The sequence below is a fragment of the Embleya sp. L77 genome, assembly GCF_055557415.1.
On the sequence record NZ_CM145709.1, the window covers coordinates 6,822,909 to 6,835,352 of the forward strand.

10 protein-coding genes and 1 pseudogene are annotated in these 12,444 nt (G+C 70.3%); 3 read left to right on the forward strand and 8 right to left on the reverse strand.

Features of this window, described 5'->3' with window-relative positions; translation table 11 throughout:
• Window positions 1-6: 6 nt before the first annotated feature.
• On the forward strand, window positions 7-504 hold the full coding sequence (locus tag ACZOOI_RS29165) for a hypothetical protein (protein ID WP_465278621.1): 498 nt from the start codon (window positions 7-9) through the stop codon (window positions 502-504).
• A 1,450-nt stretch (window positions 505-1,954) separates the two neighbouring features.
• On the opposite strand, the gene ACZOOI_RS29170 is transcribed toward ACZOOI_RS29165, so the two are convergent.
• Complete coding sequence (locus ACZOOI_RS29170; protein ID WP_465278622.1) at window positions 1,955-2,791, reverse strand: helix-turn-helix domain-containing protein; 837 nt, start codon at window positions 2,789-2,791, stop codon at window positions 1,955-1,957.
• A gap of 112 nt (window positions 2,792-2,903) precedes the next feature.
• Between ACZOOI_RS29170 and ACZOOI_RS29175 the strand changes: the two genes are divergently transcribed.
• The gene (locus tag ACZOOI_RS29175; protein ID WP_465281316.1) at window positions 2,904-3,500 is read left to right on the forward strand and encodes an NADPH-dependent FMN reductase; all 597 of its coding nucleotides are present in this window, start codon (window positions 2,904-2,906) and stop codon (window positions 3,498-3,500) included.
• Between the two features lie 1,254 nt (window positions 3,501-4,754).
• Here ACZOOI_RS29175 and ACZOOI_RS29180 read toward each other — a convergent pair.
• Entirely contained in the window at window positions 4,755-5,609 is an 855-nt protein-coding gene (locus ACZOOI_RS29180; RefSeq protein ID WP_465278623.1) for a transposase, read from the reverse strand.
• A 142-nt stretch (window positions 5,610-5,751) separates the two neighbouring features.
• Between ACZOOI_RS29180 and ACZOOI_RS29185 the strand changes: the two genes are divergently transcribed.
• Window positions 5,752-5,979 carry a hypothetical protein gene (locus ACZOOI_RS29185; protein ID WP_465278624.1) on the forward strand — a complete coding sequence of 76 codons (228 nt, stop codon included), beginning with the start codon at window positions 5,752-5,754 and terminating at the stop codon, window positions 5,977-5,979.
• 17 nt (window positions 5,980-5,996) lie between these two features.
• On the opposite strand, the pseudogene ACZOOI_RS29190 reads toward ACZOOI_RS29185, so the two are convergent.
• The 6 genes and pseudogenes from ACZOOI_RS29190 to ACZOOI_RS29215 all read right to left on the reverse strand — a co-directional run bounded on the left by ACZOOI_RS29190 (window position 5,997) and on the right by ACZOOI_RS29215 (window position 11,741).
• A pseudogene (locus ACZOOI_RS29190) lies at window positions 5,997-7,065 on the reverse strand (IS630 family transposase).
• A gap of 151 nt (window positions 7,066-7,216) precedes the next feature.
• Window positions 7,217-7,882 carry a hypothetical protein gene (locus ACZOOI_RS29195; protein WP_465278625.1) on the reverse strand — a complete coding sequence of 222 codons (666 nt, stop codon included), beginning with the start codon at window positions 7,880-7,882 and terminating at the stop codon, window positions 7,217-7,219.
• Between the two features lie 220 nt (window positions 7,883-8,102).
• A complete protein-coding gene (locus tag ACZOOI_RS29200) occupies window positions 8,103-9,554 on the reverse strand; it encodes a hypothetical protein (protein ID WP_465278626.1) in 1,452 nt (483 codons plus the stop codon).
• Window positions 9,551-10,411, reverse strand: a complete 861-nt coding sequence (locus ACZOOI_RS29205; RefSeq protein WP_465278627.1) for an ATP-binding cassette domain-containing protein — start codon at window positions 10,409-10,411, stop codon at window positions 9,551-9,553. The genes ACZOOI_RS29200 and ACZOOI_RS29205 overlap by 4 nt, the downstream gene beginning before the upstream one ends.
• On the reverse strand, window positions 10,408-11,235 hold the full coding sequence (locus tag ACZOOI_RS29210) for a zf-HC2 domain-containing protein (protein WP_465278628.1): 828 nt from the start codon (window positions 11,233-11,235) through the stop codon (window positions 10,408-10,410). Before ACZOOI_RS29210 ends, ACZOOI_RS29205 begins: the two co-directional genes overlap by 4 nt.
• On the reverse strand, window positions 11,232-11,741 hold the full coding sequence (locus ACZOOI_RS29215) for an RNA polymerase sigma factor (RefSeq protein ID WP_465281317.1): 510 nt from the start codon (window positions 11,739-11,741) through the stop codon (window positions 11,232-11,234). Before ACZOOI_RS29215 ends, ACZOOI_RS29210 begins: the two co-directional genes overlap by 4 nt.
• Window positions 11,742-12,444: the final 703 nt, after the last annotated feature.

Consider the following 12,444-nt stretch of genomic DNA (forward strand, 5'->3'; position numbering starts at 1 on the left):
GCACAGTTGAACGCTCGGACCACTGTTGTCAGATCATGGGCAACCTCGATCCTGTTCCTCGGAGTTCTCCTCTCCGCGCTGCTGAGCGGCTGCGCAGGCGGAGGCGCCGGTTCCGCAGGCGCCGGGTCCGACCCGGACGAAGGCGAGTTACGAAAGTACCTGGACCGATACGTCGCATTACTCAACAACGGCGATGTATCGAAACTCGCTGCCTATCTCGACACCTCCGACCCGGAGAGGGATGCCGCATTTCGCATGAAGGAATACGGCGCCCAGCAGTGGCACGACGTCTCCTATGCGTGGAACAACGGTGATTTCGTAGAAATGTACACCGTGAACATCACCGCGCTCTCCGGTCCCAATTCCACCGGGATCAAGGTTCAGGAGAAGGTAGTCTGGTCAGGCGGCAAGAAAAAATGGGGTCTGGTACCCAAAGCCGTCTCGAATTCCGATTCCGACCCCACCAAGCCGAACTCCGGAACGGAGAATCCAGGCACCGGATAATCACGCCGTAACGGTGCCCGACGAAACCACTCGGGTTGGCGTTGGGCGCCGTTACCGTGCGGTACTGCAGATCGACCGGATTGGCGACAGTTTCGCCGCCGGCCACCGACCTCACTCCGGATCCGACAATCCGATCCCATGTCCATCGCATGCCGAGCGCGTCCAGCGCGGCGATCCGCTCGGTTGGCAGCTTCGGCCCTCGGTTCCTGGTGGTGGTGATCCACCCCGAGCCGAACCTCTTCACGCCATCCGTCGAACGCCGTCACGGTCTCAACGTGCCTACGAGGATTTCGAGATGCCCGACCCGCTCCCGGTAGGCGTCCGCAGCACTGAGCGCGATCTCGAAGGCCTGGCTCCCGACTCCGCTTGGGCTTGAGCCCCTCCGGCTCGACCACCTCGCTCACCTGCTGCGCCGTGCGCGCCGGTTCGGCCGTCCCGGGTGGGGTCAGCCCGAGCTCGATCAGGCGCTCGAACTGCTCATGGCCCCACGTGTCCCAGCCGGACCGCTGCCGGGCGACCCACCGCCCGATCGCGGTGCCGCGGTGGAGTGTTCGAGCCGGTGGTGTCCGAGGCGGCTGACGATGTCGGTCAGGTTCGCGCCGAATGGCCCGTGGTCGGCGCCGCCTCGCAGCCGAGCATTCAGGTGTCACCGCTTACGGATCGACGCGGACATCGTCCGGGCCCATCGACCACACCACGGTGCTTGGCGGCGGCGCGGACGACACCGCGTCCACGCTGCTCGGGGGGATCAACGAACGATGGGGGTGGTTCTGCGGTAGGTGGGCTGTCCCCGAGTGCCACCCGGCGCTGATCGGCGAACATCCCCAACTCGTCGGTGAATTCCCCCGAGCGATGTGGGACCCGGGTCGAAGTGCCGACGACCGGCCCCGCTTTCCGAACGATTTCCTGCACTGCATGCGGGTCACCGAGCTTGAACGTTTCGGGAGGTCGGGATACGTCCCGCACAACAACGCATATCTCTTGGCCGCGGCCGGCGAACCGCTCCGGACCCTGTCTCCTCCCAACCCGTGGATCCGCCCGAGGATTTCCCCTGAACCGACGGCACCGGTCCCCAAGCCGCAACGCGTATTGCCAACGCCGCAGTTGCCCGAATCCCCGGTGACGGTACCGCTGCCCCTGCCGGTTCCCGTGGCCGGGACGAGGACGACGACCGAGACCACCCGAGGAAGCCAGGACGCCACAATCCCTGATCTTCGCCTACCCGACCCGAGAAGTCGTGGGCCGACGGAAACCTGTCCACTGTGGCCCGCTCGTTCACGCCGGCCCGTCCGTCCCGGGGAGCCGGCTCGTCCCCACAGCCTTCGCCCCCCGCTGGTGAGGGCGTCGACCGAGGGCCCGGTCAAGGCGAAGGACGCGACCCGAGAGAAAGGAGACAGGACCCGCGCGGTCCCGCCATGGGCTGGCGACATCCTGCCATGGGTCGACAACATCACGAGACGACCCGGAGCCGACCGCTCCGCCCGTGGCGGAGTTCTTCGAGAGCCTGCGCCGTGGCCTCGTCCGCGGGCAGCAGGACCACCAGTTGTTGTGCGTCCGACGGCAGTTCGAGGGTCTCCCGGAGCAACCGCAAGGCGCACCCCGCGGGATGGTTCAGGCGGAGCGTGCCGCGTTGCGGCACCACGTGCCTGTTGAAGCGGCGGGTGAAGTCCGGGCCTGCCACGGGCGCGAGTTCCGCGGTGAGCCACGCGGTGTTCTCGATGCCCGGCCCGAGCCACAGGTCGAAGGCCTGCTCGTCCGCGACGTCGTTCCAGTCCGCGAAGAACTCGCGGGCGCGCGGGTCGGTGAAGACGTAGCGGGTGAGGTTGGGGGCCTCGGCGTCGAGAAGCCCCGTTCCGTCGGCCATTGCCGCGAAGCCGTCGGTGTGGGCGAGGACGTCGCCGAGCCGGTTCGTCACCAGTGCGATCCCCGGGTCGAGCAGACGCAGCGTCTCCAGGACCGACGGTCGCACCGCCCGGTTCGGCGGCGCGGGCCGGGTGTGCGACGGGCATTCACCGCCGGTGATCTTCGTGAGGTAGCGCAGGTGCTCGCGCTCCGCCGGATCCAGGCTCAGCGCGTCGGCGAGCGCGTGCACGATCGGCGTGGAGGGATTGCGGTCCCGGCCCTGTTCGATGCGGGTCAGGTATTCCACGCTGATGCCCGCGCGCGCGGCGAGGTCCGAGCGGCGCAGACCCGGTGCACGGCGGCGTCCATGATCCGGCAGTCCCAGCGATTCCGGCTGGATGCTGTCCCGCTTCGCGCGGATGAAGTCTCCCAACGGCGTACCCATGAGGCGAGCGTACGACGGTGTCGGCGGGCTGTGGAGTGCTCAGGCAGGCCCTGCGGGGGCCGGCCTGAGCGCGGTCTGGTTGCCGTCCCGATGCCACGTGATCGTGGTGGGCATGGAGAACACCGAGCACAGGTTGCTGATCATCGTCGGAAGCGTTCGGGACGGAAGGTTCGGCCCGGTGGTGGCCTCGTGGGTCGCCGAACAGGCCGCCGCCCACGGCGGCTTCGAGGTGGACGTCGTCGATCTGGCCGAGATCGACATCCCGCTGGCGCTGCCCGCCGCGTCCCCGAAGTACGCGGGCGACGACTACCCCCGCCCGGCCGGGATGGCGGCGCTGACGTCGGCGCTGGAGGACGCCGACGCGTTCATCGTGGTGACGCCCGAGTACAACCACAGCTACCCCGCCTCGTTGAAGGCGGCCATCGACTGGCACTTCACGCAGTGGACAGCCAAGCCCGTCGCCTTCGTCAGCTACGGCGGCGCGGCGGGCGGGCGGCACGCGGTCCTGCACCTGGAGAACGTGTTGACCGAGTTGCACGCGGTCACCGTGCGCGACGGCCTCGCCTTCCCGAACTACTTCACCGCGTGGCAGGACGGCCGGCCGTTGGACGCCGCCGCGCCGGGGTACGCCAAGACCCTCCTCGACCAGCTGTCCTGGTGGGCGGGCGCACTCCGCGCCGCACGCGAGGCCGCTCCCTACCCGGCGTAAGCGCGGCGGCCATGGAGTACGCGCCGCCCGGGTGTACCGATCCGCCGGTCGGCCGGCTCGTGCTCGGCCGCATGGTGTGCGGCAGTCGGTGCAGTCGAGATGCGTGTCGGCAGCCGGGCCCGGTGGGGGCGCAATGCGTCTGCGGGTTCTCCAGCGCAGGTCCTTCCGGCGAAGCATTCTGGTCACACCCCCGAATCCTGGGCCGAACTCGCCCTGGACGTCGCCCGGGCTTGCTTTGACGTCGTCCAAGGTGTGCACCGCATCCGTATGTCGACGACCTGAACCCGGGTGGTGCGTCCGCGAACTCGTGCGCCGTACCCGCGAGGCGATGCAGGGTCGCCTGGGCCTCGATGGGCCGAACAACTGGCGGTGCAGGACCTGCCGACCACATTGCCGAGGAAACGCATCGGACCCGGCGCCATCGCCGACCTCCGACAGCGCCTGCTGCGTCCCGACCACGTGCTGCTTGGCTTTGTTCACGTGTCGTGGGTTCTGGCACAGATCCTGGGGAGTGGTCACGGAGGGTGTCCAGATCGCTTCACGTGCGCTGACTCGTCATCGAACGGGTGAGACTGGCCCCTGCATTCTGGCATGGAAGCCCGTCGGCCGTGCCTGAGCTGTGGCCACCGCGCGTTCGATCACCCACCAGCAGGCAGTGTGGAACGCAAGCGCCTGATCGTCCGCAAAACCTCGGTCCGGTTCTTCGCGACTTTCAACCAGGTGGGAAGCCGTTCGACCAGACTCATCGGGGCCCAAGGCACAAGCTCTCCGCGCTCACGAAGCTTGGCCCCCCACGTAGGCCTCCAGCAGATCGAGATGACGCACGTTATAGGCCCACAGGACGTGTCCACAGCAGCTCGTCTGCAACCACACCGGTTGCTGGAAGTAAGGATCGACAGGGCTGCCCACGACAGCAGAGTCGACCTTCCGATCCTTGAAGAAGCCGCACCCCGTGCACCGCAGCCGCCGATGGGGATCCGGGCTCCCGTAGCCGGCAACCTTCTCATCTGCCGGGATCTCGGGGTGGGGCGTGACAGTGGCGCACCCATCACACCGAGGACAGTGCACCAGAACCTCATCGAGGAAGTCATATCCGTACTTGCGTTCGCGTCGATCTCGAAACCGGTCGCCGGACGCCTCTACATTCCCGCTCACTTGGTCAGCCTGCCAGAACCCGACTCGCTGCCCGGCAGGCACCCATCTCGCTCGTCGTGGGTACCGACGGACTGCTGCCCCGCTGCTGGACTGAGCGGGTCACTGGAGCAGGATCATCTTGCGAAGTAGATCGAATCCGGCTCGGCCGTTGAGCTGCCGCTTGATCTTCTTGATGCGGTTGACGGCGCCCTCGATGCTGCCCGAGCTCCAGTCCAGGGTGAGGCCGGCGGTCACGGCGTCGAGGTCTCGGAGTAGGTGCAGTGCGAAGCCGGTGAGCCCGGACAACTGGCTGGCGTCGACGGCGTCGCTCCAGGTGGGGAGCGTGGCACCGAGGCGGTCGCTGAGTATCTCGCCGAAGTCGCGGACGTGGCCGGCTGCCGTGTCCAGTTCGGGGCAGCGGGCCAGGACGTCCTTCAGACCGGCCCGGTCTTCCTCGGTCAGGGTCGTGGGATGTCGGGTGAGCCAGCCGGTTACCTGCCGTACCGTCGGCGGCCGTGGCGGTGCGGCGGCCGGAGGCCCGCGCAAGGTGGCGATGTGGGCGCGGACCATGCCGTAGGTGACGGGAGCTTGCTCGGCGACCAGTTCGCCGTGGAGTTGGGTGACGCTGGTGCATCCCTCGGCGAAGCGTCGTTCCAGGTAGGGCTTGTAGGGGTCCAGTCTGCTGGGCCGGGGCCGGTTCTCGCGGATGGTCTCCTGCCAGCGTGAGGCGTTCGCGTACCGGAGGACGGTGTTGAGACCCCAGCCCAGGTGCCGGGCGATCGCCCGGCGTGAGTGACCCTGGGCGAGCATCCCGTGGACCAGGGCGTGTGCTGCCTTCTTGCGCTCGGCCCGTCGGCCGACGGGCGCCGCGTCGTTCTGCGGCCGACCGGAAGCCGGTCGGGTGTCCTGCGGCAGGAGGCCGCTGGGCGTCGGGTTGCGCAGGCAGTCGCGATGGGCGGCGACGCGGGTCTCCACGGCCCGACCCAGGCCCTGCCTCAGTAAAGGCCCGGAGCGTGTTTGTGCTGGTCACAGCGTTCTGATCTGGGTCGTAGAGGTGGGGCGGCGGTCTACCGCCGGGGTGTGCGGGGACCGGTGGTGTCGGGGCGGTGTCGGGGCGGTGTCGGGTTTCGGCGGTGTGGTCGAGGCGGATCGCGTCGAGGCTGGTTTTGGTGATGTGTTCGATGCCGTCGTCGATCGCGGTGATGGCGGCTTGGCGGATGAGGCGGGAGGGCTGCCGATCCGGTCGGCGGTGCGTTGGCGGGTGGTAGGTGGCGAGGCGGCGGTGGTGTCCCGGCGTGGTGTGCGTTTCGGGTCGCGGGCGGGGTTACTGAGGTTTTCGTCGTGATGTCGGTGGGTTGGTTTTCACTTCCTGGGTCGGATGGTGAGGCCGGTTTCGGCGAGGCACTCGTCGATGAGGTGAGGACGTCGTTGGATGTGGCGGAGGGCGTGTCGGATCGTGCGGACCAAGTGGTCGGAGTCGGTGAACGCGACGTTGCCGGTGAAGCCTCGACGGACCAGGGACCAGATCCCCTCCATTGGGTTCAGGTCCGGTGCGTAGCTCGGCAACTGTCGGATCGTCAGCCAGTCGTGGTCGGCGGCGTACTCCCGCATCCCGGAGGCCAGATGGGTGTTGAGGTTGTCCTATATCAGGACGATGGGGCCTCCGAGTTGCAGGTGCGCGCGCACGACGAGGTCGCGGTAGTCCGTCCACGCGAAGCTCCTCCGCTCGCCTTTGCGGCGGGTGTGAAGGCGGGGTCGGTAGATCAGACGGGGGCGTCCGCCCGGTTTGTAGCAGGCCAAAGCGGCGATGGAGACCCGGCCGCGGGAGGCGCCGCGCACCCGCACCACCGGCGTGGTCCCGCGTCGTCCCCAGGTGCGTGCGTGCGGCGGCGTCATCGACATCCCGGCCTCGTCCTCGAAGACGATCCACGCGTCGAGCGCCGCCGCGGTGCTTCCACCGACGGCCACGTCTCCCGCACCCAACCCCGCACCGCGTCCTCGTCACGCTCCACCGCCCGCCGAGCCGGCCGTTGACACGACCACCCGGCCCGCCGCAGCAGATCCCACACCCCGTGGATCGAGTACGTCACCCCGAAACGGCGTCGGATCACCGCCTTCACCCGCATCACGTCCAGCGCTGATCCTCCCAACCATGGGCCACCGGACCCTTGTCCAACTCCCTTTCCAGCGCCGCCACTTGCGAAGAATCCAGTTTCGGGAGCGACGCGAGACCCGCGGACCGCAGACCCTGAACACCCGCCTCGCGCCAGGCCCGACGCCACCGCTCCACCGACCGAAGCGCCACCCGTAACTCGGACGCGATCACCGCGTTGGACCCACCGCGCTTGAACCGATCGGCGGCATCCAAGCGCAACCGCTCCCGCGCCGCCCGCTCCTTGGAAGTCAACCCACCACCCTGCGCATACCGCATATCCACGGCATAGCGCAGGGATCTTCAAACGTCCACGACATCACAACGAAAACCTCAGTAACGGGCGGGCAACGGTCGTGTTGGCCCGCTCGCCACCTCTATCGCGAGAGTTGCCGGGCGTGGGTTGGGAACGGCGGAATTCGTGACGGGTTCAGGTGGTGCGGCGGTAGGGGTGTCGGTTGGCTCGGTGGAGGAGGAGCAGGGGGACGGGGAAGGCGAGGGCCCATGCTCGGTGGGTTTCGGGCCAGGTGGGGGAGTGGGGTGCGGGCCAGGGCCAGGCGGTGCCGGTGAGGGGGAGGGTGGCGGCGATCAGGGCCAGGAGTGCTGCGGTGGCGACGCCGGCGGCCGGTTTGCCCGTGACTCGGTGGACCGCGAGTGCGGCGGCGGCCAGGGCGGTGGTCGTCAATACGGCGGCTTCGAGGGTGATGCCGGACCAGGGGAGCGACGTGTGCGAGCGCAGTGTTGTGACGGTCGCGATCACCGCCCAGGTGAGCGCGACCGGGAGCAGGGCGATGAGCGTGCGCAGGCCCTGTCGCAGGGCGCGCGGGACGGGCAGCGCGGCCGTGCTCGGTTCCATCGGGTCGATCAGGGCGAATGCCGCGGCGGCGCCCAGCAGTACGGCCGCGACCCGCAGGCACGTCACCGCCTCCTCCGGGGCGGGCGCGCCGAGCGCGGTGAGTGTGACGGTGATCGGGATGACGGCTGCGAACGGGATCCAGTCGATGGCCTGGAACAGGGCGGGCAGCAGGGCCCGAGCCACCCGCAGCGACGCGATCGGGCGGCCGGGGGATCGAGGCGGCACGGGAGTCGTGTGCATGGTTGCTCCGGGATCGTCGGGGGCATGCGGGCGGGGCGCGGTTGCGTGGGCCGTATCGGTGGGTTCCGGGCGGGCGCGGCACCGGGAGCCGCGCTTGCGGTGGCATCCATGCGTGGGCCGGCGTCGGAAGCCGGGAGCCGGCGCTCGGGGACGGCGGTGCGGCGGGCCCGGTCCGTCCGCCCGGTGGTGTTCGCGCCGGGGCGCCGGGCGGATGGGTCGGTCATGTGCACGGGTGGTCCTGCGCGGGGGTGATCGTGATGTCCGCCGGCAGGCCGAGCAGGCGCAGCGCCTCGGGCAGGGGGGCCTTCAGCAGCGTGTCCCAGTTCGCTGCGATCCGGTCGCCGGCCCCCGGGTCGGCCAGCAGCCGGCGGGCGTAGCCGACCTCCGCCGGTCCATAGGTGGGGCCGAGCGGGTTGGGGCTACCCAGCGTCCACTCCGGGATCAGGTCGATGGCGACCGGCTTCGGCTCGATCGGATAGCCGCCTCGGCCCAGCAACCACAACGCGAGTACCGTGCGCGCCTGGCCGCGAGCGTCGCAGCCCTCGGTGCCCAGGCCGGTGACCTCGGCCGCGAAACCGCCCGCGAGCAGCGTGCGGTACGCGGGACTGCGCTCCCAGATCAGGCCGGTGCGTACCGAGTGCGCGGGCCAGTCCACGTACCACGACCAGGTCCCGGTCACCTGGTGCACCTGCGGTACCCGAGCGCGTGCGGTCGGCGGCAGGGCCGCGGCGACCGGACGGACGGCGTCCGCCCATAGTGGGATCCACGCGACGTAGTCGCGGAACGCGCAGTACGTCACGCCGTCGTGCACCTCGCAGCGTTGTGCGTCGGGCCCGAACCAGTGCGCCCGCACCCGGTGATCGACCGCCGCCGGTCCGGGCCGCGGCCCCGGCCCGGGCGGGATCGTGGACGGATCCTTGGCCCGTACCGTGGCCACCGCGCCCGCCGGTACGGCGACCGCCAGCGCCAGGCCGAGCAGTCCCAGCCGGATCGGCCGGAGCCGGTGCCGGAGCAGCGCCGCCGCGTAACACAGCAGCACACAGGCCACCAGGTAGACCACGTGCAGCGCGGCCGGCCGGCTCGGCCAGTCCGGTCGCTGGCGCAGCACGATCGGCAGGAACCAGCCGCCGAACGCGCCGAAGCCCAACTCGGGCCGATTTCGATTGAGCAGGGTCGCCATGGCGACGACGACGATCACGATCGGCGTGCTGATCAGCGACGGCAACCAGCGCGCGAGCGCCACGCCCAGCACCGCGGCCAGCGCGAGCGCCGCGACGAACGCGAGTGGCTCGAACGGATCCAGGCGTCCGGCGACGTGGCCCTGGGCGTACCGGACGGCCGGATACACCGCGATCACCGGCACGGCGAGCAGCAGCGCGACCACGATCCCGGCCGATGCGACCGCGTGGGTGCGGGCCTCCGCACTCTCGGGCAGCGCGCCGAACGCCTCGGCCGTACCGTGCCGTCGGTCGCGCGCCGCCGCCGCGTTGGTCGCGATCAGGAGCCCGGCCGCGACGAGCAGGCCGTATCCGGCCAGTTGCACCGGCTCGACGGTCAGATCCGGCGCCCGATCCCAAACGTCGTTCAGTTGCAGCGCCACCGCCGCCGCGGCCGTCGACCACAGCAGCGGATTGGCCAGCAGTCGGCGGGCCTCCAGCCAAAACAGCGTCATGCCGACGCCGTCGCCGGGTCGACCGCGTCCAGGTGCAGCAGGTAGCCGTCCTCGACCGAGGGTTCGCTCGGCAGGCCGCCCGGAGGGGGATCGCCCAGTACCCGATACCGCCCGTCCGCCGTGCGCCAGTAGCGTCCGTCCGGTGGGCGCTCGGCGGTGAGCCAGACCCGATCCGTCGCCGAGGCCGCGAGCCGGGCGGGCGTCCCGGTGAACACCACCCGGCCGGCCGCCAGCACGATCACCCGCTCGCACAGCGCCGCCACATCCTCGGTCTGATGCGTGGACAACACCACGGTGAGCCGCTCGCCCAGCCGCGAGATCAGCGATCGGAAACGCATGCGCTGCTCGGGATCCAGCCCCACGGTCGGCTCGTCCAGGATGAGCAACTCAGGCGCGCCGAGCAGTGCCTGGGCCAGTGCCAGGCGCTGTTTCATGCCACCCGAGAGCTTGCGCACCTTCGTATCGGCCCGATCCGCCAGGTCCACCTCGGCCAGCACTCGGCGTACCTCCTGCCGGCGTTCCCGACGGTCCGTCAGGTCCTTGAGCACCGCGACGTAGTCGACCAGGTCGAACGCGGTGAAGTGCGGATAGAAGCCCGGGTTCTGCGGCAGATAGCCGAGTCGGCGGCGCAGTGCGGTGCGTTCGGTGCCGGACGTCGGGTCCAGGCCGAGGGCCTCGATCGACCCGGAGTCCGGCGCGAGGGTGGTGGCCAGGCAGCGGATCAGCGTGGTCTTGCCCGCGCCGTTGGGCCCGAGCAGCCCGGTCACCCCGACACCCAGGGCGAGATCGAGTCCGGCCAGCACGTCCCGCGATCCGTACCTCTTGGTCAACGCGCTCACGCGCACGGTCGTGCTCATCGCAGTCTCCTTGAGGCGTACGTGCCGGGGTCCAGGCGTCGCCGACGGGCGTACACGAGGAGGGCCAACAGTGGTATCGCGCAGGCCCAGCCGGCCTGGGCGCCGGGGTCGAACAGCAGGTAGCGGTCCACCTGTTGGGTGGCGAGCACCACCACGACCCAGGTGAGGGTGAGCAGGCTCGCGGCGACCGGGAGCCGGACCCGGGTACTGCCCGCGGCCAGGCACGCCAGGGTCAGCGCGAGGGCGGGCAACAACCAGGCCGCGCCCAGGCCCGGCGGGCCGGGCAGGAAGGGGGCGGCCAAGCCGGTGAGCGCGGTGGCGGTGATCAGGACCGCACCGGCGCGCAGCAGGAGCAGCCGGGAGCCGGCCTGCGGGGTGGCCGCCTGCAACTCGTACGCCCGGTCCACACCCGGCCCGTAGGCCAACGCGATGCCGGCGAGCGGCAGTACGGGGGCGCCGACCAGGAACGCGAGCAGGACGCCGGGGGTGTCGCCGGCCAGGTTCGCGGCGGCGGTGCCGAAGGCCAGTACGGCGACCACCGCGAGCAGCCAGGCGCGGGTGAGCGCGGGGGTGGCGGTCAGCAGCCGGGCGACGTGGGGACGTATCCCGAGTCGGGCCAGCGCGCGTTCGGGCCACGGCGGTCGGTCGATCGCGGCGTCGATGCCGGCCCACGAGCGGGCCAGCCAGGTCGGGTCGGCCGGGATGCTCGCGCGGCACGTCGGGCACGAGGCCAGGTGGGCTTCGACCGACATCACGTACGGAACGGGCAGTGCGCCGGTCAGGTAGTGGGTCAGCAGCGGTTCGGGGATGTGCCAGGTCCTCACGTGAGCAACTCCCTCAGCCGGGCCCGGGCGCGCATCGCCCTGGTCTTGACGGTGCCTTGGGGTATCCCGAGCAGCCGGGCGGCCTCCCCGGTGCTGAGCCCGTCGAGCACGGTGGCCTCGATCACCGCGCGCAACTCGGGGGACAGGCGGGCGATCGCGTCGCCGACGTCGGTGTGTTCGATGGAAAGCAGGACCAGGTCCTCGGCAGAGGCGGTGGTTGCGTGGTCGGAGTCGAGTTCGACGACGGGTATGCGGCGCACACGCAGCAGCGAGATCAGCCGGCGGACGCCGATGGTCCAGATCCACGCGGCGGGTTCGCCGCCGGCCGGGTCGAAGCGTTTCGCTCCGCGCCAGACCGCGACCAAGGTGTCCTGGATGGCGTCGTCGACCAGGTCAGGGTCGGCGCAGCGCCTTGCGAGACGGGCACGTAGCCAGGGGGCGTGGCGGGCGTGGAGAAGGTGCAGGGCCTCCTGGTGGCCGGCGGCGATGGCGGTGAGGAGGGCCAGGTCGGTGTCGGGGGCGGGCGTGGTTGTGGGAGACGAGGGCGGTGGGGGCGGCGGCGCGGTGGGCGGGTGTGGGGTGGGCGGGTGTCGCGGGGGTGGCGGGTCTGGGCGGTTCGCGAAAAACAGGCGCACACCAACGACTATCGCGGCCTGACACCTGGCGGTTCACGCGAGGTGGGTTCTGTGAGTGTGCGTTGTGGTGGCGGTGGTTGGTCGTCAGTGGGGTGCGGGTGTCGTGTGGGTGTTCGTGTGCTGGTCGGGGTGTGGACGTGTGTGATCGTTTCGAATGTCACGGGGGTGACCATCGACTGACGTCGGGTGCCTGACACAAGCGGGTTGTTCTGTCGCGGGGGTTGCCCGTTCCTGTGTCAGGGCTCCCGTGGTGCGGGTGTGCCGGCTGTCATGGCGAGGAGTCGTTCCTTCGGTTTCGGTACATCCTGTTGCGGGTTCCTCGGGTACGGCGGCAGTGTTGCGGCCGCTGGTGGTGCGGCGTCTGCTCGCGGTGGCGGAAGCGGGTGGTGTCCCCCGCGCGCATGTGGCGGTCGCCGCCGAGGCGGTGGGTGTGTCCGAGCGCACCGTGTGGCGGCGGCTCGGCGGCGGCGCGCGGGTCGGGCATTGCGGGTGCCGCCGGGACGTGACCGCTTCACGCCGGCGACGCTCTCTGGACGTGTCTGACGGACCTGGGCCCGAACGTGAGGGCGTTGCA

What these genes read in the sequence shown, in the direction of transcription:
- ACZOOI_RS29205 (WP_465278627.1), bottom strand. Translation starts at nt 10,411, where the DNA reads ATGAGCACGACCGTGCGCGTGAGCGCGTTGACCAAGAGGTACGGATCG.
- ACZOOI_RS29175 (WP_465281316.1), top strand. Translation starts at nt 2,904, where the DNA reads ATGGAGAACACCGAGCACAGGTTGCTGATCATCGTCGGAAGCGTTCGG.
- ACZOOI_RS29200 (WP_465278626.1), bottom strand. Translation starts at nt 9,554, where the DNA reads ATGACGCTGTTTTGGCTGGAGGCCCGCCGACTGCTGGCCAATCCGCTG.
- ACZOOI_RS29170 (WP_465278622.1), bottom strand. Translation starts at nt 2,791, where the DNA reads ATGGGTACGCCGTTGGGAGACTTCATCCGCGCGAAGCGGGACAGCATC.
- ACZOOI_RS29195 (WP_465278625.1), bottom strand. Translation starts at nt 7,882, where the DNA reads ATGCACACGACTCCCGTGCCGCCTCGATCCCCCGGCCGCCCGATCGCG.